This is a genomic window from Paraburkholderia sp. WC7.3g (assembly GCF_050436345.1).
Taxonomy (GTDB): domain Bacteria; phylum Pseudomonadota; class Gammaproteobacteria; order Burkholderiales; family Burkholderiaceae; genus Paraburkholderia; species Paraburkholderia podalyriae.
Genome location: NZ_JBNDMA010000001.1, coordinates 1,205,282 through 1,225,775, shown reverse-complemented (window position 1 = coordinate 1,225,775; position 20,494 = coordinate 1,205,282). Strand labels below are relative to the sequence as shown.

The following is a 20,494-nucleotide window of genomic DNA, read 5'->3' as shown; positions in this document are numbered from 1 at the left end:
TTTGGTGCCCTGACGCACGGCGGCGTGCATGGACCGGCCAGGCGCGGCGCGATGCCCGATCAGGAGGACACACGTATGGCGAATACCACGCTCACCATCAGCAGCAGGAATTATTCGTCGTGGTCGCTGCGCGGCTGGCTGCTGACGAAATTCAGCGGTTTGCCGTTCGAAGAGATCGTGGTACCGGTCGACGATCCCGCGACGCGCGCCGAACTGCTGCTGCTATCGCCGTCGATTCTCGTGCCGTGCCTCGCGCACGACGACGTCAAGGTCTGGGACACGCTGGCGATCGCCGAATATCTGAACGAAGTGAAGCCGAAAGCGGCGCTGTTGCCGCAGGAGGTCCGCGCTCGTGCGCATTGCCGCTCGATCTGCGGCGAGATGCATTCGGGGTTTGCGTCGTTGCGCTCGGCATTGCCGATGAATCTGAAGGCGCACTTCCCGGGCTTCAAGGTCTGGGCGCGCGCGCAATCCGATATCGAGCGAATCGTGACGATCTGGCGCGAATGCCTGAAGGAGTACGGCGGCCCGTTCCTGTTCGGCGAGCGTACCGCGGCGGACGCGATGTACGCGCCGGTGGTCACGCGTTTCGTGACCTATGACGTGCAACTCGATCCGGATATCGCCGAATACGGGGAGCGGATCATGGCGCTGCCCGAGATGCGTGAGTGGATAGCGCTCGCGCGTCAGGAGGTGGAGGAGATCGACGAACTCGACGTCGAGTTCTGAGCGCGGCGGCTGAAAGCGGGCGCAACAGGAAGGGTCTTCTTGCGTTGCTCAGCGCACCTGATCGACGGTTCGGCGGCGCGCGTTTCGCCATGTCCGCAGCAGCAGCGCATTCGTGACGACGCTGACGCTGGAAAACGCCATCGCCGCGCCCGCGAGCATCGGATTCAGCAAGCCGAACGCGGCCAGCGGAATGCCGATCAGGTTGTACACGAATGCCCAGAACAGGTTCTGCTGGATCTTGCGCCAGGTTCTGCGCGAGATGTCGATCGCGTCGGCGACGAGCGCCGGGTCGCCGCGCATCAGCGTGATGCCGGCGGCGTGCATGGCGACGTCGGTGCCGCTCGCCATCGCGATGCCGATGTCGGCGGCGGCGAGCGCGGGCGCGTCGTTGATGCCGTCGCCCGCCATCGCGACGATACCGGCGTGGCGCATCTTCAGGTCGCGCATCACGCGGGCCTTGTCGTCGGGCAGCACCTCGGCGTGGTATTCATCGATGCCGAGCGCTCGCGCGACGCTCGCCGCACTGCCGCGGTTGTCGCCGGTGACGAGCACGCTGCGGATGCCCATCTGCGCGAGCCGCGCGACGGCCGCGCGCGCGCTCGGCTTCACCGTGTCGCCGAACGCGATCAGCGCGAGCGCTTCGGGGGCGTGAGGCGCGCGCTTCATCAGCCACGACACCGTGTTGCCGGCCGTTTCGAGTTCCTGCGCGCGGTCGGTGAGCGCGGTCGGCAGCGCGATGTCGAGCTCGCGCAGCCAGCGCGTGCTGCCGAGCGCGAGCGTGCGGCCGTCGACGTCGGCTTCGACGCCCCGGCCGGCGACAGCGCGAGCGGCGCTGGCGCTGAGCCCGCCACTGTCCGCGCCGGCCGTTTGCCCGAGTTGAGCTTCGTATGCGCGCACCACCGCCCGCGCCAGCGGATGATCGCTATGCCGCTGCACCGCCGCGGCGAGCGCGAGCGCTTCGTCGCGGCTCACGCCGCCGACCGGCTCGAACGCCGTTACGGATGGCTGGCCGAGTGTCAGCGTGCCGGTCTTGTCGAACGCGACGATCGACACGCGATGCGCGATCTCCAGCGCTTGCGCGTCCTTGATCAGCACGCCGTGGCGCGCGGCGACGCCGGTGCCGGCCATGATCGCGGCCGGCGTCGCGAGTCCGAGCGCGCACGGGCAGGCGATCACCAGCACCGCGACCGCGTTCAGGATCGCGGTTTCCCCGCTCGCGCCGGCAAGCAGCCAGCCGATCAGCGTCACTGCGGCGAGCGCGAGAATCGCCGGCACGAAGACTTCGCTGACGCGGTCGACGAGCCGCTGGATCGGCGCCTTCTCGGCCTGCGCGCTTTCGACGAGCCGGATGATGCGGGCGAGCGTCGTCTCCGCGCCGATCGCAGTGGTCGTCACGACGAGCGCGCCTTCGCCGTTGATCGAGCCGGCCGTGACGGCGTCGCCGGTCTGCTTCGGCACCGGCAGGCTTTCGCCGGTGATCAGCGCTTCGTCGATATGCGTGCGGCCTTCGAGCACCGCGCCGTCGACCGGCACGCGCTCGCCCGGCCGCACGATCACGACGGTGCCGACCCGCACTTGGGCGAGCGGCACCTCGCGTTCGCCGGCGCCGTCGCGGATGCGCGCGCGCTCGGGGCGCAGCGCGTTGAGCGCGCGGATCGCGTCGGTGGTCTGGCGCTTCGCGCGCGCCTCGAGCCATTTGCCGAAGCGCACCAGCGTAATCACGACCGCCGATGCCTCGAAGTACAGATGCATCGTATCGCCCGGATGCATCGCGAGTTCGTAGACGCTAATGCCGTACGCCGCCGATGTGCCGAGCGCGACCAGCAGGTCCATGTTGCCCGCGCCAGCGCGCACCGCGCGCCAGGCGGCGCGATAGAAGCGCGCGCCGAACACGAACTGCACGATCGACGCGAGTACGAACTGCGGCCACGGCGGCAGCATCGCGTGGAGGCCGAACCATTCGCCGAACATCGGTGCGACGAGCGGCAGCGTCAGCAGCGCGGACGCGACGACGCTCGCGAGCTCGCGGCGGGTTTGTGTCTGCTTGCGGTCGACGGCGCGGCTGTGCGTCGTGTCGAGGATGCCGCCGACGTAGCCGGTCGGGGCGGTGGCTGCCGCCGCATCGGCAGGGGCGACAGGAGCGGGCGGCGCGCTTAGCGTCGCTTCGTAGCCGGCTTTCCTGACGGCGGCGATCAGCGCGCTGGCATCGGCGGATGCGGTGTTTTGCGGATGAACGGTGGCGGTTTCGGTCGCCAGATTGACCGACGCGCGCGCGACGCCAGGTACCTTCGCGAGCGCTTTTTCGACGCGCAACGCGCAGGCGGCGCAGGTCATGCCGCCGATCGCCAGTTCAGTGGTTCGTGGCGTGGCGGCGGGTGTCGCGGCTTGCGTCACGGTTTGCGTCACGGTTTGCGTCGCGGTTTGCGCGGCCATATCGGCCTTCGCGATCGGCGTCGCTTCGTATCCGGCCTTGCGCACGGCATCGGCCAGTTGCTGAGGCCCGAGCGTCGCGTCGCTTTCGACGCGGGCGCGTTCGGTCGCGAGATTCACCGACGCGCGCGCCACTCCCGGCAGCCTGGTCAGCGCTTTTTCGACGCGGCTCGCGCACGATGCACAAGTCATCCCGTCGATCTCGAGTTCGACGACGCACGTGGGCGAAGAGGAGGCGGCAGCGTCGGCGGGGTGCTGCGGGTTGGCAAGTTCGGTCATGGCAGGCGAGGCTCGTGGCGGCATTGGGCCGCATCGTCAATCGAGTATTGACCTTCCCATGACGGGAAGGTCAAGGCCGGATGATGCGGCTGCCGTCAAAACGCCGGCGGTGCATCGAGCATTGCCTGTCCCACCGCCTTCTGTTGATCGCTGTCGCGCGCGAGCAGCGTTTGCGCCGCGCCGCGCCGGTCTTCCGCCGCCTTGTTTTGCCCTAGCTTCCATTTACCGACGAGCCGCGTCACCTCGATTTCGATACCGACGATCGCGCCGAGCATCTGCGCGATATAGTCGGCCGGCGCGTCGCCGATCTTCCAGGGCACCGGCTCGCCGGCTTCCATCTTGCGCGTGAGTCGCGCGACGAGGCCGCGCACGAACGATTCATCGTCGTGCACCACAATCCTGCCATGCGCATGCACGACCATATAGTTGTAGGTCGGCACCTGCTGGTGCGTTTCGTGTTTGCTCGGGTACCAGGTCGGCGAAATATAGGCGGTCGGCCCCTGGAAGATCACGAGCGCTTCGGGATGGGTCGCGGCTTCCTGCCAGACCGGGTTTGCCCGCGCGACGTGCGCACGCAGCACCAGACGTGACGAATCCGCCGCGTCCGCCTGCGCCTCGAACGGCACATGATTCGCGTCGAGCCCATTGGGGCCGTTCGTGATCAGCGCGCCGAACGGCTGCTCGGCGATCAGGCGGTGAAGAACCTCTGGACGGTTCTCTTCGAAATGGGCGGGCGTGTACATTGAAGCGCTCCGAATGCAGGACGACGAAACAGTGGGGGCGATTCGGCAAGCTGGCGGATCGCGCTGCCAGCCACAATTCCTGCCTTGTGCTTGCCCGGTTAGCAAGGATACGATACAACGCGATGTTGTCGGAATCGCAATCCGCGGAATCGCTGCGCAGTGTTTCGGGAGAACCGCGCATGCACCTGGCGCTGCACACCGGCATTTCCCATAGGACTGCACGTTCCGCACTCTGAACGAATGATAAAAAATCGCCGAGAACTGTTTTTACTTCAACGAACCTGCGCATCGCTCGCGGGTCTCGCACTGCTGGCCAGCTGCACGTCGACCCCCACCGCGACGCGACAAAGCACCGGCTGGATCAAGGACGAAGTCGCCGACTCGTACGTCTTCGGCTATCCGCTCGTGCTGATGAGCGCCGCGCGCGATGCGGCGGTCGGCACCGAGCCGGGCCAGGCGCCTGTCAACACGCTGCGTCACACGCAGGCGCTGCCGCCGATCGGCGCGACCAACCCGCCGCAGCCTGGCCTCGACACGCTCGACTCGACCGGCTGGCTTGACCTTGCCGCCGAGCCGGTGATCCTGGCGCTACCCGACTCGCATGGCCGTTACGTCGATGCGCGCGTGCTCGACATGTGGACCAACGTCGCGTGGTCGACCGGGCCGCAGTTCGCCACGGGCACGAGCGCCGCGAAAGGTCTGCGCGCGCAGACGATCGCGTTCGTCGCACCAGGCTGGAAAGGCGAGTTGCCGAAGGGCGCGACGCGCGTGGAAGTGCCGACCCGCAACGCATGGATCAGTGTGCGCATCCAGTCGAACGGCGCGCGCGATCTGAACGCGGTGCGCAAGCTGCAACACGCGATCCGTCTGCAGCCGTTGAGCGTGTTCGTCGGCGATGTGCAGCCGGCGGTGCCGACGCGCGGTTACGCAAGCGGCGTCGCGGGCGCGAGCGGCACGCCGGCGCAGCAGGTCGCCGCGCTCGACGCGAGCGGCTTCTTCGGCCGTCTTGCTGACGAGTTGCCCGACAATCCGCCGGCACCGGCCGATCCGCACGCGCTCAAATTCCTCGCCGACCTCGGCGTCATTCCGGGCGATCCAGTGACGCTGCCGAAGTCTTCCGATGCGCTCGCGGCCGGTCTTGCCGACGGTCGCGATCGCGTCGCGACACCGCCATCGAATCTGCTGAGCGCGAACGGCTGGAGCTGGTTCGGCGACGCCGTCGGCAACTATGGTCCCGACTATGGGCTGCGCGCGTACGCGGCCAGCATGCAGTTGGGCATCGGTACGAAGGACGACGAAGTACGAGCGGTCGTCACGCAGGACAGCGACGGCAACACGCTGAACGGCGCGAATCGCTACGTGATCCACTTCGCGGCGAACCGGTTGCCGCCGGTGCACGGCTTCTGGACGATCACCGCATACACGAAGGATGGCGCGCTGAGCGCGAATGCGCCGGCGCGGCTCGCGGTCGGCGATCGCAATGGCGCGCGCCGCAATCGCGATGGTTCGCTCGACGTGGTCGTGTCGTCGACGCGCAGCCGGACCGGCAATTGGCTGCCGGCACCGCGCGCGGACATGCAGCTGGTGCTGCGCCTGTATGCGCCGAAGCCGCAAGCCACCGACGGCAGCTGGCAGCCGCCGCCGGTCGTGCGGCAATGATGTGAACGGCGCGCGGGCAAACCGCGCGCCGTCCGGTGTCGTTATCTAACGCTCGCGAAAATCTCCATCGCAGAAGTGCGAATCGGTCAGCAGCACGAATCGTCAGATAGGGCCTGACATTCCTGTCTAACCATTGATTCACGACTTATACTGCCGCTTGCGGGATTTCTGTTTTTTCGCGGCGGGCTTGCCGCCGCATTCCTCCAGATCGAGCATGGCAAGCCTCAATAAAGCATCGTTAGTCTCCTCCATGCAGACCGTGCGAGCCGTCGCGCAGTCGCACCGTACCCGACGGATTCTCGTGGGTCTGCTGATCTTCGTCGTCGTGTTCGGCCTGCTCGGCTTTTTCGCGGCGCCGCCACTGATTCGCCACATCGCGAGCCAGCAACTGAGCAAGCAGCTCGACCGGCCCGCGTCGATCGACCGGATCGCGCTCAATCCGTACATACTGCGTTTCGAGGCCGATAACGTGCATATCGGCGAGCGCGGCGGCGCGGGGGACTTCGTCGATATTTCGCGGCTCATCGTGAAGCCGTCGTGGAGTTCGCTGTTTCGCGGCGCGCCGATTGTCGACGAAGTGCAGGTCGATTCGCCGCGCCTTCATATCGTTCGCCTCGATGCGCAGCACTTCAATTTCAGCGACCTGATCGAGAAGTTCGCGAATCAGCCGGCAAAACCGAACAGCAAGCCGACACAGTTCGCTGTCTCCAACATTCGCATCGAAAACGGCCAGATCAGGTTCGACGACCGCCTGCTCGGCACGAGCCACGTGATCGATCAATGGAAGCTCGGCATCCCGTTCATCGCGACTCTGCCGTCGAAGACCGATATCTTCGTCGAGCCGCTGCTGCGCGCGCGCATCGACGGCGACAGTCAGCTCGCGATCGACGGCAGGACCAAGCCGTTCGCGGCGTCGCGCGAGTCGGAAGTGTCGCTGCGCTTCGACGAGCTCGACGTGCCGAAGCTGGTGTCCTACGCGCCGTCGAAGCTGCCGGTGATCGTGCAGTCGGGCAAGCTGTCCACCGACCTGAAGCTGAACTTCGAGATGTCGAACGACACGCCGTCGCTGCGCGTCGCCGGCACCGTCGATCTGAACGACGTCAACGTGCAGGATCAAGGCAAGGCGCCGTTTTTCGCGGCGCGCGCCGTGCATGTGGCGGCGGCATCGCTCGAACCGTTGAAGAGCGTCTATCACTTCGACGATATCCGCATCGACGCGCCGAGCGCGAGTCTCGCGCGCGACAAGGACGGCGTATTGAGCGTCGAGCATATGTTCGCGTCCGCGGCGAAAAAAACGGCGGCACAAGAAGCGGCGGATGCGAATGCCAACGCCAAAACAGCCGCCGCCAAAGCGGTCCCGCCGTTCGACGTCGCGATCAAACGTTTCACACTCGACGACGGCACGGTGAACGTGCACGACGAAGCCGTGTCGCATCCAGTCGAAACCGGTCTGCAAAACCTCGCCGTCACGCTGACCGATTTCTCGACGCTCGCGTCGACGCCCGCGCACTACACGCTGAACACGAACCTGAAGGACGGCGCGGGTTCGCTCGCGGCCGACGGCACGGTCGGCCTCGCGACGAAGACGGCGAGCGTGAAGCTCGACCTGAAGTCGCTGAAGCTGCCGCCGTTGCAGCCGTATCTCGACACCGCGATGTCCGCACAGGTGCTCGACGGCGCGCTGTCCGCGACGACGAATATCGACGCGAACTGGTCGAAGTCGCCGATGGCGCTGACGGTCGCGGACACGCAACTGGGCATGCAGGCGGTGAAGCTCGCGGCGCGCGGCGATAAGACGCCGGTGGTCGCGCTCGCGCAGGGCAACGTGGTGGTCAAGCAGGTCGACGTCGCGGCGCGCACGGCCGACGTGACGAGCGTCGACGTAACCGGCCTCGCGCTCGACGCGCAGCGCCTGAAGGACGGCAGCATCAATCTGAGCGCGCTCGCGGAGGCGCATCAACAGGCGACAGAGCGAACGGCGATTCACGCGGCGAAGAAAGCGCACGAAGAGGGCCCCGCATGGCGCTACAAGATCGGCGAATTGACGCTCAAAGACGCGACCGCCGATTTCACCGACAACACCACGCCGCAACCGGTCAAACTGAGCTTTACGCCGGTGCAGCTCAAGGTGCGGCAGATCAGCGACGACCTGAGCCGTCCGCTGCCGGTCGACCTGCAAGCGACGTTGAACAAAAAGGGCACGCTCGCCGTGAAGGGCGACGTGACCGCGACGCCGTTGAAGCTGGCGGTCAAGATCAACGCAAACCAGCTCGACGCGGCCGCGTTCGAGCCGTACTTCGGCAGCAACCTGAACGCGACGCTCGCGAGCGCGCTGCTGAATGCCAACGGCGATCTTGCGGTCACCCAGGCGAAGTCGCTGAAAGCGAACTATCGCGGCGACATGGCGCTCGTCGCCGTGCGCTTGATCGATAAGGTGACGTCGGCCCCGTTCGCGGGCTGGGGCTCGCTCGCGCTGTCGAACCTGAAGGCCGACTACGACGAGCACGGCACCGTGGTCGACACGGGCCGTGTGACGTTCTCGAAGTTCTATGGACGTGTGCTGCTCGACCCGCAAGGCAAGCTGAACCTGAAGGATGTGGTCGCGCACGAGGGCGGCACGCCCCCGATTCCGCTGACACCGCCGGCGGTCTCGGAAGCAGTCGCGGCATCGGCGCCGGTCGCGGCATCCGCTGCAACGCCGGGCAAGGCTGCCGCCACACCTATGGCCACGGCCAAGGCCGCGACGCCGCCGCACAGCCCGGTCAAGCTGCACTTCGGGCAACTGGTGTTGCAACAGGGCCGCGTCACCTACACCGACAACTTCGTCAAGCCGAACTACACGGCGAATCTGGTCGCCATCCAGGGCACGATCGGCGCGTTCGGTACGGAATCAACGACGCCCGCGCCGGTCGACGTCGCCGCGAAGCTCGCGGCCAACGGTCCCCTGACGATCCGCGGCACCGTCAATCCGCTGATCGCGAAACCGGCGCTCGATCTGACCGCGACCGCGCACGATATCGAGCTGACGAACCTGACGCCGTATTCGGCGAAGTACGCCGGCTATCCGATCACGAAGGGCAAGCTCAACGTCGATCTGCATTACAAGCTCGAGAACGACCAACTGAACGCGAACAACCACCTGTTCATCGATCAGCTGACGTTCGGCGATCACGTCGACAACGACACAGCGACCAAGCTGCCGGTGCGTTTCGCGATCTCGCTGCTGAAGAACTCGCGGGGCGAGATCGACGTGAACCTGCCGGTGTCGGGCTCGCTGTCGAACCCCGAGTTCAGCATCGGCGGGCTGATCTGGCATGCGGTGCTCAGTCTGCTCGAAAAGGCGGTGACCGCGCCGTTCTCGCTGATCGCGCACGCGTTCGGCGGCAATGGCGAGGAACTCGGCTACGTCGAATTCGAGGCAGGCTCGGCCACGCTCACCGACGCCGACCAGCAGAAGCTCGACACGATCGTGAAGGCGCTCGCCGACAAGCCGTCGATCCGCATGGACTTGATCGGACGCGTCGATCCGAAGGTCGATGAGCCGGCGCTGCGCACGCGGTACGTCGATCAGATGGTCAAGCGGCAGAAGATCAAGGACGCGGTCGGCAACGGCGAGAGCGTCGATCTGTCGACGGTCACGGTCGATCAGCAGGAGTACGACAAATATCTGACCAAGGCCTACAAGTCCTCCGACTTCAAGAAGCCGCGCAACTTCATCGGCATGACGAAGACGCTGCCCGACGACGACATGAAGGGCGCGCTCGCGGCCAACGCACCGATCGACGACGCGAGCCTGCGGCAACTCGCGCAGCAACGCGCGCAGAGCGTGCAACAGTACCTGCAAGGCAAGGTCGACAGCAGCCGTGTGTTTATCGTCGCGCCGAAGATGAATGCCGACGACATCAAGGACAAGGGTGCGACGACGCGGGTCGATTTCGGCTTGAAGTGAGGGGTGATTGCATTGCGCGAGCCGTGACGTGAGCCGAAAAAAAAGCCCGACCTGAGGTCGGGCTTCAAAGTCGGCTGCGCCCTCCACAGGACGCAGCCCCTGCAAAACGGCCAGGCTGTATGCGTTGCCTCCGGGCTTAAGCAGCCAGCAGCGAGCGCAGCACGAACGGCAGAATCCCGCCGTGCTTGTAGTAGTCGACTTCGATCGGCGTGTCGATACGCAGCAGCACCGGAACCCGCTTGTCGCCGTCCTTGCCGTGGATCACGAGTGTGACTTCCTGTTGCGGCTTGAAGTCGTCGCCGAGGCCTTCGATGTCGTAAGTTTCTTCGCCGGTGATGCCGAGCGACTGCACACTATCGGAGCCCTTGAACTGCAGCGGCAAAACGCCCATGCCGACGAGGTTCGAACGGTGGATCCGCTCGAAGCTGCGTGCGACCACGGCCCTCACGCCCAGCAGTTGCGTACCCTTGGCCGCCCAGTCGCGCGACGAACCCGTGCCGTACTCTTCGCCCGCGAACACGATGGTCGGCGTGTCGGCGTCGATGTACTTCATTGCCGCGTCGTAAATCGACAGCTGTTCGCCGCTCGGCTGGTGAATCGTCAGGCCGCCTTCGACGCGCGAGCCATCCGCTTTCGCCGGGATCATCAGGTTCTTGATGCGCACGTTCGCGAACGTGCCGCGCATCATCACGTCGTGGTTGCCGCGGCGCGAGCCGTAGCTGTTGAAGTCGGCCTTCTGCACGCCGTTTTCCTTCAGCCAGCGGCCTGCCGGCGAGTCTTCCTTGATCGAGCCTGCCGGGCTGATGTGGTCGGTCGTGACCGAGTCACCGAAGATGCCCAGTGCGCGTGCGCCCTTGACCGGCGCGATGCTGGAAGCCGGCGTCATCGAGAAGTCCTTGCCGAAGAACGGCGGCTCGGCGATGTAGGTCGACTTCGGCCAGTCGTAGACCTGACCTACTTCGCCCTCGATCTTGCTCCACAGGTCGCCCTTCTTCGTGAGCTGGGAGTAGTTCTTGCGGAACGCGTCGGCATCCAGCGCGTACTTCAGCAGCGCGTTGACTTCTTCGCTGGTCGGCCAGATGTCACCGAGGTAGATGTCCTTGCCGCTCTTGCCCTTGCCGACCGGCTCGGTCATCAGGTCGCGCGTGATGTTGCCGGCGATCGCGTACGCGACGACGAGCGGCGGCGACGCGAGGAAGTTCGCGCGAATGTTCGGGTGAATGCGCGCTTCGAAGTTACGGTTGCCCGACAGCACCGCTGCCGCGACGATGTCGTTCTTCGTGATCGCTTCGTTCAGTTCCGGCGTCAGGTCACCCGAGTTACCGATACAGGTCGTGCAGCCGTAAGCGGCCAGCGTGAAACCGAGCTTGTCGAGGTACTTCAGCAGGTCGGTTTTCGTCAGGTACTCGGTGACGATGCGCGAGCCCGGAGCGAGCGAAGTCTTGATGTGCGGAGCGACCGTCAGGCCAGCCTCGACAGCCTTCTTCGCGAGCAGACCGGCGGCCAGCAGCACGCTCGGGTTCGACGTGTTCGTGCACGACGTGATCGCGGCGATCAGCACGTCGCCGTTCTTGACGTCGACGCCGTTGCTGGTCGTGTATTGCGCGTCGAGATCGGCGGCCTTCTTCGCAAAGCCGTTTTCAGCGACCGGCTTCGAGAACAGGTCCGTGAAGGTCGACTTCACGTGGCCGATCTCGATGCGGTCCTGCGGACGCTTCGGGCCTGCCAGCGACGGCGCGACCGTGGCGAGATCCAGCGTGACGACCTTCGTGTAGTCGATGTCGCCTTCGCCCGGAATGCCGAACAGCTGCTGCGCCTTGAAGTAGTTTTCAAACGCGGAGATTTCCGCGTCCGTGCGGCCCGTGCCGCGGAAGAAGTCGATGGTTTTTTCGTCGACCGGGAAGAAGCCCATTGTTGCGCCGTATTCCGGCGCCATGTTGCCGATCGTCGCACGGTCCGGCACCGACAGCGAGCGCGTGCCTTTGCCGAAGAACTCGACGAACTTGCCGACGACCTTCTCCTTGCGCAGCAGTTCGGTGATCGTCAGCACGAGGTCGGTCGCCGTCACGCCTTCGATCAGCTTGCCCTTCAGGTGCACACCGACGACGTCCGGCGTCAGGAAGTACACCGGCTGGCCGAGCATGCCTGCTTCGGCTTCGATCCCGCCCACGCCCCAGCCGACCACGCCGATGCCGTTGATCATCGTCGTGTGGCTGTCCGTGCCGACCAGCGAATCCGGGTAGTACACGGTGTCCGCGCCATCGGCCTTCTTGTGCACGCCGCGCGCGAGGTATTCGAGGTTCACCTGGTGAACGATGCCGACGCCCGGCGGCACGACCTTAAACGTGTCGAACGCCTGCATGCCCCACTTCATGAACTGGTAGCGCTCATTGTTGCGCTGGAATTCCAGCTTCATGTTCAGGTCGAGCGCGTTCTTCTCGCGGAAGTGGTCGACCTGTACCGAGTGGTCGACGACGAGATCGACCGGCACGAGCGGCTCGATCGATTTCGGGTTTTTGCCGACGGCCTTCGCGACGCCGCGCATCGCGGCGATGTCGGCGAGCAGCGGCACGCCGGTGAAGTCCTGCAGCACGACGCGCGACACGACGAACGGAATTTCGTCGACCCGCGCGGCGGTCGGCTTCCAGTTCGCGAGTTGCTTGATGTGTTCTTCGCCGACCTTCTTGCCGTCGTAGTTGCGCAGCACCGATTCCAGCACGATTCGGATCGAGACCGGCAGGCGGTCGATCTTGAGGTTCAGTGCCTTGCCGAGCTGCGGCAGGGAGTAGAACTTGCCTTTGCCGGAACCGCTGTCGAATTCCTTGAGCGTTTTGTGGAGGTTGTGGGCCATGGTGTTTTCCTTGGTTTGGATCGCGGAACTACAGTACTCAACCTAGATAACGTACAGATCAACGTATTCATTGACCGGCGTCGCTTCGAGCTTGGCCTGGTCGAGCGATACGTCGAGAATCGCCAGTTGCTGCTTAACCGGAAAGCGCCGCGCGAGGTTGGTCTTGAACTTCTCGACCAGCAACGGAATACCGTTTTCACGACGGCGCTTGTGACCGATCGGGTATTCGACTACGACTTCACCAAACTTCGACCCGTCGTTGAATTCGATCGTCAGTGCGTTGGCGATCGAACGCTTGTCCGGGTCGTGATAATCCTTCGTGAACTGCGCGTCTTCGACGCATTCCATCTTCGCGCGCAACGCATCGATACGCGCATCTTGCGCAACCCGATCTTCGTAATCGGCAGCCGTCAGACGGCCGAAAATCAGCGGCACCGCGATCATGTACTGGATGCAATGATCACGGTCGGCCGGATTGTTCAGGGGTCCCTTTTTATCGATGATGCGAATCGCGGCTTCGTGCGTGCGAATCGTGATGCGGCGAATGTCGTCGACGCGCCGGCCCTGCGCGGCGAGCTGCGCATGCAGCGCGAGCGCGGCTTCCACGGCGGTTTGCGCATGGAACTCGGCTGGAAACGAGATCTTGAAGAGGACGTTTTCCATCACGTACGAGCCGTACGGACGCTGGAACCGGAACGCCTTGCCGTTGAACAGCACGTCGTAGAAGCCCCACGTTTTCGCGCTGAGCACCGACGGATAGCCCATCTCGCCGGTCTTCGATATCAGCGCGAGGCGCACGGCGCGCGAGGTCGCGTCGCCGGCGGCCCACGATTTGCGTGACCCGGTGTTCGGCGCATGGCGATAGGTGCGCAGCGCCTGCCCATCGACGAGCGCCTGCGATACCGCGTTGATCAGCTCGTCGCGCGTGAGGCCGATCAGCTGGCCGACCACCGCGGTCGACGCAAGCTTGACGAGCAGCACATGATCGAGCCCGACCTGGTTGAACGAGTTCTGGAGCGCGATGCAGCCTTGAATTTCGTGCGCCTTGACCATTGCGATCAGGACGTTTTTCATCGTCAGCGGCGCTTTGCCCGCTGCGACGGCGGTGCGCGAGAGCCAGTCGGCCGTCGCGAGAATGCCGCCGAGGTTATCCGACGGATGACCCCATTCTGCGGCCAGCCAGGTGTCGTTGAAATCGAGCCAGCGGATCATCGCGCCGATGTTGAAGGCGGCCTGAACCGGGTCCAGCTGGAACGAAGTGCCCGGCACCTTTGCGCCGTTGGGGACGATCGTGCCTGCCACGATCGGTCCCATCAGCTTGGTGCAGGCTGGGTAGGTAAGCGCCTCGAGTCCGCAACCGAGCGTGTCAATCAGGCAATGACGCGCGGTTTCCAGCGCGAGCGCGCTGTCGATCCGGTAGTCCAGCACGTAGTCGACGATATCGACCAGGACGGCGTCCGGGGCGGGTCGTACGTTGGAGATCGGGGCGGACATCGGGGGCTTCCCTGGCGGCGAGAATCAGTTGCCGGTCTTGTTGATCGCGTTCGATTGCGTTGGAGCCGGCGCGCCCTGTTCCATGGCGACCGTCTTGCACTCGTCGGCGAGACGCGAGCTGTCCTTGTCCTGGAACAGCATGGCCTTTGTCGGGATCACGACGAGGTCCATACCGGTTGCCGCGTCGTGGAAGCGATCGGCGCCCGTCGTGGTCGTTTCGCGCGGCAGGCTGTAGTTCTTGTTCGCCCAGTGAACCGTGACGATCTGGTCACGCTTCATGTCGCCTTTCATTTCGAAAGCAAGGCCGTCCTTGCACGACCACTTTTCGGCGCCTTCCGGGATCGGATCGAGCTTCGCTTCCTTCTCCGGATTCGGCTTGCGCTTGATCAGCCGGCGCGGCTCCGGTCGCTTGGCGACAGCCTTGGTGGCCGGCTTCTTCGTGGTGGTGGCCGTGTCCGCAGCAGCGGCGTCAGTCGCGACGGACAGCATCGTCGTGGACAGGGCGCCAATCATGGCGGCGATCATCAGCTTTTTCATGGAGAAAACCTTTCTATCTGAAATCAGTTAAACAGTGCGCGGACGACCGGTCCGGCGGCCGCGCGGGTTGAACTGCACGCGCTGTGGAGCGCACAGCGACCGCTATTTTCTCCTATTTAGCGGCACGTACTTCAAATTCTCGGGTCCGGTGTAATTCGCGCTCGGCCGGATGATCTTGTTGTCGACGCGCTGCTCGATGATGTGCGCGCTCCATCCTGCCGTGCGCGAGATCACGAACAGCGGCGTGAACATCGCGGTCGGCACGCCCATCATGTGATACGACACCGCGCTGAACCAGTCGAGGTTCGGGAACATCTTCTTCGCGTCCCACATTACCGATTCGAGCCGATCGGCGATCGAGAACAGCTTCAGGTTGCCGGCCTTGTTCGACAGGTTCTTCGCGACTTCCTTGATGACCTTGTGGCGCGGGTCCGAGATCGTGTACACCGGATGCCCGAAGCCGATCACGACTTCCTTGTTGCCGACACGGCGGCGGATGTCCGCTTCGGCTTCGTCGGGCGTCTGGTAGCGCGACTGGATTTCGAACGCGGCTTCATTGGCGCCGCCGTGTTTCGGGCCGCGCAGCGCGCCGATCGCGCCGGTGATCGCCGAGTAGATGTCCGAGCCCGTGCCCGCGATCACGCGTCCCGTGAACGTCGACGCGTTGAACTCGTGCTCCGCATACAGGTTCAGCGACACGTGCATCGCGTCGACCCACGCCTTCGACGGCGCGACGCCATGCAGCAGATGCAGGAAGTGGCCGCCGATCGAATCGTCGTCGGTTTCGACCTCGATGCGCTTGCCGTTGTGCGAGTAGTGATACCAGTACAGCAGCATCGAGCCGAGCGAGGCCATCAGCTTGTCGGCGATATCGCGCGCGCCGGGCAGGTTGTGATCGTCCTTCTCCGGCAGGACGGTGCCGAGCACCGATACGCCGGTGCGCATCACGTCCATCGGATGCGCGGCGGCCGGAATCCATTCGAGCGCGGCCTTCACGTTGGCGGGCAGGCCGCGCATCGACTTCAGCTTCGTCTTGTACGCGCTCAGCTCGGCCGGCGTCGGCAGCTTGCCGTGGACCAGCAGATAGGCGACTTCTTCAAATTCGCATGCGCTGGCGATATCGAGAATGTCGTAGCCGCGATAGTGCAGATCGTTGCCGGTCTTGCCGACCGTGCACAGCGCGGTGTTGCCCGCGGTCACGCCGGACAGCGCGACGGATTTTTTCGGCTTGAAGCCGCTTTGCGTTTCGTTGCCGCCTGTTGCGCCAGCGGCTTGCGTCGTCTCGCTCATCTTCCGCCTTCTCCTGTGTGCCGGCTCATTGCTGCCGTTTGAAAAACGCGTCGCTTATGCCGCCGACTATCCGTTAGCGCCCACTTTCGAAAAAAGTGGCGCCGCTTCTTGCGGAACAGCGCGGCCGGTGGTTTGCGCGCGGCGCAGCACCGACCAGTAATAGCGGTAGCTCGCCCGATCGTGCAGCGTGTCGCCGTGACGCGTCGGGCCCCAATGCGCGGTTTGCGCGCCCAGCAGGATTTCGGTGGCCGTCGCGATTTCTTCGTCGCGCGGCGCGAACGCGGCGACGATCGCCTCGATCTGCGCGGGGTGGATGCTCCACATGCGCGTGTAGCCGAACTCATTGCGGGCACGCTGCGCGTCGTTCGCGACCACGCGCATGTCGCGCACTTCGGTGCTGACGTTGTGCGACGGCACCTTGCCGTACGCGTGACAGGCCGCCGAAATCTCGAGCTTCGCGCGCCGCACGAGCGGATGATCGAATTGGCCCGGCGAGCGCATCGCGGTATCGGGGATCGCGCCGTCGTGCGCGGAGACGAAGTCCATCAGGCCGAAGCTCAGCGCCTCGACGCCCGGCAGCGCGGCTAGTTCGAACACGCGCGTGAGCGCGCCGTGGGTTTCGACCAGCAGTTGCACCGGCACCGGCTGCGCGATGCCGAGCTCGCGCCGCGTCGCCTCGATGAACGCGATCATTTCGGCGGCATCGTGGACGTTGCGGATTTTCGGCAGCGTGATGTAAGCGGGTGCTCGCTTTGCGGCGCGCAGGATCAGGCGTACGTCGTCGCGCCAATGCGCGTGAGCGAAGTCGTGAATGCGCACGCCGACGCGGCCGAAGCGGTCATGCTCGCTGCCCGGCAGCGATGCGACCAGTTCCGCGTGCTCGGCCTCGCGGCCGACCTGCGCGCCGTCTTCGCAATCGAGCGTGATATCGAACACCGGGCCGAGTTGCTGCTGCAACGCGAGCGACTTCAGCATCAGCTTTTCACTGCCCGCGTAGTGATCGCAGGCAGGCAGCACAGCGGGCGGCGCTTCGCCCTCAAACAGCACTTCGGCGGGTGTGAGAACGCGCATCTTCGGCGTGTGGGGCGTGATGAGGATTAGGGATGTCGGATTCGGGCGTGCTCTGCGAGCGTGCGGTCGGGCAACGGCAAAGCACGGTCGAATCAGACGCGAATGGCGATGATCGCACAGCCATTCGCACGAAAAAAACCGGAACCCGCCGCGCTGACGCTTCGGAGTTCCGGTTCATCCGCATCAGGTGCCTAGCCGAGCAGGTGCTGAACGCCTTCGCGCTCTTCCAGCAGTTCCTGCAGCGTGCCGTCCATCTTTTCGCGCGAGAACGCGTCGATTGCCAGACCTTCGACGCGCTTGTACTCGCCGTTTTCGCAGGTCACGGGCACGCCGTAGATGATGTCTTCAGGGATGCCGTACGAGCCGTCCGACGGGATGCCCATCGTGACCCACTTGCCGTTGGTGCCCAGCACCCAGTCGCGCACGTGGTCGATTGCAGCGTTAGCCGCCGATGCCGCCGACGACAGGCCGCGCGCTTCGATGATCGCCGCGCCGCGCTTGCCGACGGTCGGGATGAACGTGTTGCGGTTCCATTCGTCGTCGTTGATCAGCTTGGTCAGGTCCTGACCTTCAGCCGTTGCGACGCGGAAGTCCGGGTACATGGTCGGCGAGTGATTGCCCCACACTGCGAGCTTTTCGATCGACGCGACCGGCTTGCCCGACTTGGCGGCCAGTTGCGAAAGTGCGCGGTTGTGGTCCAGACGCAGCATCGCGGTGAAGTTCTTCTTCGGCAGATCCGGCGCCGACTTCATCGCGATGTACGCGTTCGTGTTGGCCGGGTTGCCCACCACCAGCACCTTCACGTCGCGGCTGGCGACGTCGTTCAGCGCCTTGCCCTGAACCGTGAAGATTTCGGCGTTGGCCGACAGCAGATCTTTGCGCTCCATGCCCTTCGAGCGCGGACGCGCGCCGACGAGCAATGCAATGTCGGCGTCCTTGAACGCGACCTTCGGGTCGTCCGTGATCACGACGCCCGACAGCAGCGGGAATGCGCAATCATCCAGTTCCATCACGACGCCTTTGACGGCGGCTTGCGCTTGCGGCAGATCGAGCAGTTGCAGGATCACCGGCTGGTCCTTGCCGAGCAGGTCGCCATTGGCGATGCGGAATAGCAGGGAGTAAGCGATTTGACCTGCGGCGCCAGTGACGGCAACGCGCTTTGCGGGCTTAGCCATTGAGAAATCTCCAGGACGATGCGTTAGACGCTAGGGAAAACGCCATTCTATATGCGCGTTCAGCGAAGCGTAGTGAAACACGGCGGAATTCACTGTTCGCGCGCGGGCTCGGAATATGCCGAGACCGGACGGCGCGCTTCGGCAAGACCGCCGTGCCGGAAACCTGTACTGCCGAGCGGGACCGGATGGCCGAAGCACACGCCGCGGCCGGGGCCGCGACTGCACGGTGCGGGCTCCTGCAAACAGCGCGTTTCGGCAAGCGTCTGGCCAGCGGGTGCAACACGGATACGGCGCGCGACTGCAACGGATGGCGGCGAATCGAAACCTGAACTGCGTAGGGGAGGGCATGGTGCAGAGTGGCTGCCGGAGCGTTGCGGCGTTGCATCAAACAGCCGCCGCAAAAACCCGCAAACCCTTGCTCGACAAGGAGTGTAGGAGTCGAAACTGACAAAGTCAACAGTATCTTATGTCTTATATAAGACATATCTATCCCGGGAAAAACCCTAGACGTGCCCCAGCCCTTTATGATGAAATGCGCGCATGAATTCGAACCCGGCGAATCCTGCGAACCCGAATGGCCAAGGGGCCGCGGGCGAAGGTGTATCCGCTGTTTCTCCTGCTGCGTCGCCGACCTTCAGCCCCCTATATCAACAGATCAAGGGCTTGATTACGCAGAGCCTCGAAAGCGGCGAATGGAAGCCGGGCGAGATCATTCCTAGTGAAGTCGAACTGGCCGCGCGTTTCAAGGTAAGCCAGGGCACCGTGCGCAAGGCGATCGATGAACTGGCCGCGGACAACCTGCTGGTGCGCCGCCAGGGCAAAGGCACGTTCGTTGCGACGCACAACGAAGAGCGCGCGCAATTCCGCTTCCTGAGACTGCTTGCCGACGACGGCGCCGAGCATCCGCACGTGAGCCGTCTGCTCGAATGCCGACGGCTGCGCGCGTCGGCGGAAATCGCGCGGCAACTCGATCTGAAGCCCGCCGATCCGGTCGTGCTGATCAAGCGTTTGCTGCAGTTCGACGGCGAAGTCACCGTGCTCGACGAGATCTGGCTGCCCGGCGCGGTGTTCCGCGGGCTCACGCTTGAGCGGCTGTCGGAGTACCAGGGGCCTCTCTACGCGATGTTCGAGACGGAATTCGGCACCCGCATGATTCGCGCGACGGAGAAAATCCGCGCGGTCGCGGCGGAGCCTTCCGTGGCGGAATTGCTGCATGTGCCGGGGGGGTTTCCGTTGCTCTCGGTCGAGCGCGTGTCCTATACCTATGGGGACCGGCCGGTCGAAGTCCGGCGAGGTTGGTATGTCACAACCGGGTATTACTATCAGAACGAGCTGAGCTGAATCGGGCTGAAACGAGGCGCGGCGTCCCACACGCGTGCCTATCGGAAGGCGCTTTCATTGCGCGCGCGGCAAAGGACCCAGCGTGGTTTTCGCTGCAGCGCGTTATAAAAAGGCGCTAAAATTGCGGATTAGTGTGACTACATAGTAGGGGTCTAGCATGGCAGAAGCCGTAAAAAAACCGAGGCCGGAATTCCGGAACATCGGTATTGGGCAAATACTGACGGCATACCGTCTCCCGCTGGCGGGGCGCGTGTCGATTCTGCACCGCGTGAGCGGTAGCTTGTTGTTTATCTTTCTTCCGTTCCTGCTGTTCCTCTTCGATCAGAGCCTGACTTCCGAACTGAGCTTCGAAGTTTTCAAGGGCTTCCTCTCCAATATCATCGTCAAGCTGATCACGCTCGTTCTCGCGTGGGCTTTCCTGTTCCACTTCTGCGCCGGTGTCCGTCATCTCGTGATGGATACGAATCATGATGCCGTGTCGAAAGAGAAGGGTAAATCGACCTCCATCGTGGTAATCGTCGTGTCGTCGCTGCTCACCATCGCATTCGCCGCAAAACTGTTCGGAGCATTCTAAAAAATGGCAGCCAATAACCGAATCGGTTCCAAGCGTCTCGTCGTCGGCGCGCATTACGGTCTGCGCGACTGGCTCGCGCAACGCATCACCGCCTGCGTGATGGCGGTCTACACCGTGATTCTGCTCGCCTGGTTCTTCCTCGCGCGCGACTTCTCGTACGACGGCTGGGCGTCGATCTTCGCGACGCAGTGGATGAAGCTCGCCACGTTCGTCACGCTTCTCTCGCTGTTCTACCACGCGTGGGTGGGTATGCGCGACATCTGGATGGATTACGTGAAGCCCGTTGGCACGCGTCTCGTCCTGCAGGCGCTGACGATCCTCTGGCTGCTCGCATGTGCGGGCTACGCTGCGCAGATTCTCTGGAGAGTATAA

Annotated in this window: 14 protein-coding genes; 6 read left to right on the top strand and 8 right to left on the bottom strand. The window is 64.3% G+C overall.

Annotated elements, in window-relative coordinates; all coding sequences use genetic code 11:
* Positions 1-75: 75 nt before the first annotated feature.
* Positions 76-729 (top strand): glutathione S-transferase family protein, encoded by a 654-nt coding sequence (locus OKW43_RS05675; protein ID WP_429447334.1) that lies wholly within the window; start codon positions 76-78, stop codon positions 727-729.
* Positions 730-777: 48 nt separating this feature from the next.
* Here the strand turns inward: OKW43_RS05675 and OKW43_RS05670 are convergent, their stop codons facing one another.
* Both OKW43_RS05670 and OKW43_RS05665 read right to left on the bottom strand, forming a co-directional pair.
* The gene (locus OKW43_RS05670; protein ID WP_429445767.1) at positions 778-3,438 is read right to left on the bottom strand and encodes a heavy metal translocating P-type ATPase; all 2,661 of its coding nucleotides are present in this window, start codon (positions 3,436-3,438) and stop codon (positions 778-780) included.
* Between the two features lie 95 nt (positions 3,439-3,533).
* Positions 3,534-4,181 (bottom strand): FMN-binding negative transcriptional regulator, encoded by a 648-nt coding sequence (locus OKW43_RS05665; protein ID WP_429445765.1) that lies wholly within the window; start codon positions 4,179-4,181, stop codon positions 3,534-3,536.
* 240 nt (positions 4,182-4,421) lie between these two features.
* Between OKW43_RS05665 and OKW43_RS05660 the strand changes: the two genes are divergently transcribed.
* Together OKW43_RS05660 and OKW43_RS05655 are read left to right on the top strand one after the other, a co-directional pair.
* A complete protein-coding gene (locus OKW43_RS05660) occupies positions 4,422-5,840 on the top strand; it encodes a DUF1254 domain-containing protein (protein ID WP_429445763.1) in 1,419 nt (472 codons plus the stop codon).
* A 214-nt stretch (positions 5,841-6,054) separates the two neighbouring features.
* On the top strand, positions 6,055-9,789 hold the full coding sequence (locus OKW43_RS05655; protein ID WP_429445761.1) for a DUF748 domain-containing protein: 3,735 nt from the start codon (positions 6,055-6,057) through the stop codon (positions 9,787-9,789).
* Between the two features lie 136 nt (positions 9,790-9,925).
* Here the strand turns inward: OKW43_RS05655 and acnA are convergent, their stop codons facing one another.
* The 6 genes from acnA to OKW43_RS05625 all read right to left on the bottom strand — a co-directional run bounded on the left by acnA (position 9,926) and on the right by OKW43_RS05625 (position 18,207).
* Positions 9,926-12,640 carry an aconitate hydratase AcnA gene (gene acnA, locus OKW43_RS05650; RefSeq protein ID WP_429445759.1) on the bottom strand — a complete coding sequence of 905 codons (2,715 nt, stop codon included), beginning with the start codon at positions 12,638-12,640 and terminating at the stop codon, positions 9,926-9,928.
* A gap of 42 nt (positions 12,641-12,682) precedes the next feature.
* Entirely contained in the window at positions 12,683-14,134 is a 1,452-nt protein-coding gene (locus OKW43_RS05645; protein ID WP_429445757.1) for a bifunctional 2-methylcitrate dehydratase/aconitate hydratase, read from the bottom strand.
* Positions 14,135-14,158: 24 nt separating this feature from the next.
* Positions 14,159-14,671 carry a hypothetical protein gene (locus OKW43_RS05640; RefSeq protein WP_187635497.1) on the bottom strand — a complete coding sequence of 171 codons (513 nt, stop codon included), beginning with the start codon at positions 14,669-14,671 and terminating at the stop codon, positions 14,159-14,161.
* A gap of 102 nt (positions 14,672-14,773) precedes the next feature.
* On the bottom strand, positions 14,774-15,961 hold the full coding sequence (gene prpC, locus OKW43_RS05635; RefSeq protein WP_429445755.1) for a bifunctional 2-methylcitrate synthase/citrate synthase: 1,188 nt from the start codon (positions 15,959-15,961) through the stop codon (positions 14,774-14,776).
* 66 nt (positions 15,962-16,027) lie between these two features.
* Positions 16,028-17,032, bottom strand: coding sequence for an HpcH/HpaI aldolase/citrate lyase family protein (locus tag OKW43_RS05630; protein WP_429445753.1), 1,005 nt, complete (start codon positions 17,030-17,032; stop codon positions 16,028-16,030).
* A 191-nt stretch (positions 17,033-17,223) separates the two neighbouring features.
* A complete protein-coding gene (locus tag OKW43_RS05625; protein ID WP_187637555.1) occupies positions 17,224-18,207 on the bottom strand; it encodes a malate dehydrogenase in 984 nt (327 codons plus the stop codon).
* 540 nt (positions 18,208-18,747) lie between these two features.
* Between OKW43_RS05625 and OKW43_RS05620 the strand changes: the two genes are divergently transcribed.
* From OKW43_RS05620 to sdhD, 3 genes are all read left to right on the top strand, one after another.
* Entirely contained in the window at positions 18,748-19,548 is an 801-nt protein-coding gene (locus tag OKW43_RS05620; protein ID WP_187637554.1) for a GntR family transcriptional regulator, read from the top strand.
* A 157-nt stretch (positions 19,549-19,705) separates the two neighbouring features.
* Positions 19,706-20,122: a succinate dehydrogenase, cytochrome b556 subunit gene (gene sdhC / locus OKW43_RS05615; protein ID WP_187637553.1), complete on the top strand. Its 417-nt coding sequence runs from the start codon at positions 19,706-19,708 to the stop codon at positions 20,120-20,122.
* A 3-nt stretch (positions 20,123-20,125) separates the two neighbouring features.
* Positions 20,126-20,494 carry a succinate dehydrogenase, hydrophobic membrane anchor protein gene (gene sdhD / locus OKW43_RS05610; protein WP_187637552.1) on the top strand — a complete coding sequence of 123 codons (369 nt, stop codon included), beginning with the start codon at positions 20,126-20,128 and terminating at the stop codon, positions 20,492-20,494.

Coding starts and splice junctions, on each gene's coding strand:
- OKW43_RS05670 (WP_429445767.1), bottom strand. CDS start 3,438: ATGACCGAACTTGCCAACCCGCAGCACCCCGCCGACGCTGCCGCCTCC.
- OKW43_RS05645 (WP_429445757.1), bottom strand. CDS start 14,134: ATGTCCGCCCCGATCTCCAACGTACGACCCGCCCCGGACGCCGTCCTG.
- sdhC (WP_187637553.1), top strand. CDS start 19,706: ATGGCAGAAGCCGTAAAAAAACCGAGGCCGGAATTCCGGAACATCGGT.
- OKW43_RS05665 (WP_429445765.1), bottom strand. CDS start 4,181: ATGTACACGCCCGCCCATTTCGAAGAGAACCGTCCAGAGGTTCTTCAC.
- sdhD (WP_187637552.1), top strand. CDS start 20,126: ATGGCAGCCAATAACCGAATCGGTTCCAAGCGTCTCGTCGTCGGCGCG.
- OKW43_RS05620 (WP_187637554.1), top strand. CDS start 18,748: ATGAATTCGAACCCGGCGAATCCTGCGAACCCGAATGGCCAAGGGGCC.
- OKW43_RS05640 (WP_187635497.1), bottom strand. CDS start 14,671: ATGAAAAAGCTGATGATCGCCGCCATGATTGGCGCCCTGTCCACGACG.
- OKW43_RS05655 (WP_429445761.1), top strand. CDS start 6,055: ATGGCAAGCCTCAATAAAGCATCGTTAGTCTCCTCCATGCAGACCGTG.
- OKW43_RS05660 (WP_429445763.1), top strand. CDS start 4,422: ATGATAAAAAATCGCCGAGAACTGTTTTTACTTCAACGAACCTGCGCA.
- acnA (WP_429445759.1), bottom strand. CDS start 12,640: ATGGCCCACAACCTCCACAAAACGCTCAAGGAATTCGACAGCGGTTCC.
- OKW43_RS05675 (WP_429447334.1), top strand. CDS start 76: ATGGCGAATACCACGCTCACCATCAGCAGCAGGAATTATTCGTCGTGG.
- prpC (WP_429445755.1), bottom strand. CDS start 15,961: ATGAGCGAGACGACGCAAGCCGCTGGCGCAACAGGCGGCAACGAAACG.
- OKW43_RS05625 (WP_187637555.1), bottom strand. CDS start 18,207: ATGGCTAAGCCCGCAAAGCGCGTTGCCGTCACTGGCGCCGCAGGTCAA.
- OKW43_RS05630 (WP_429445753.1), bottom strand. CDS start 17,032: ATGCGCGTTCTCACACCCGCCGAAGTGCTGTTTGAGGGCGAAGCGCCG.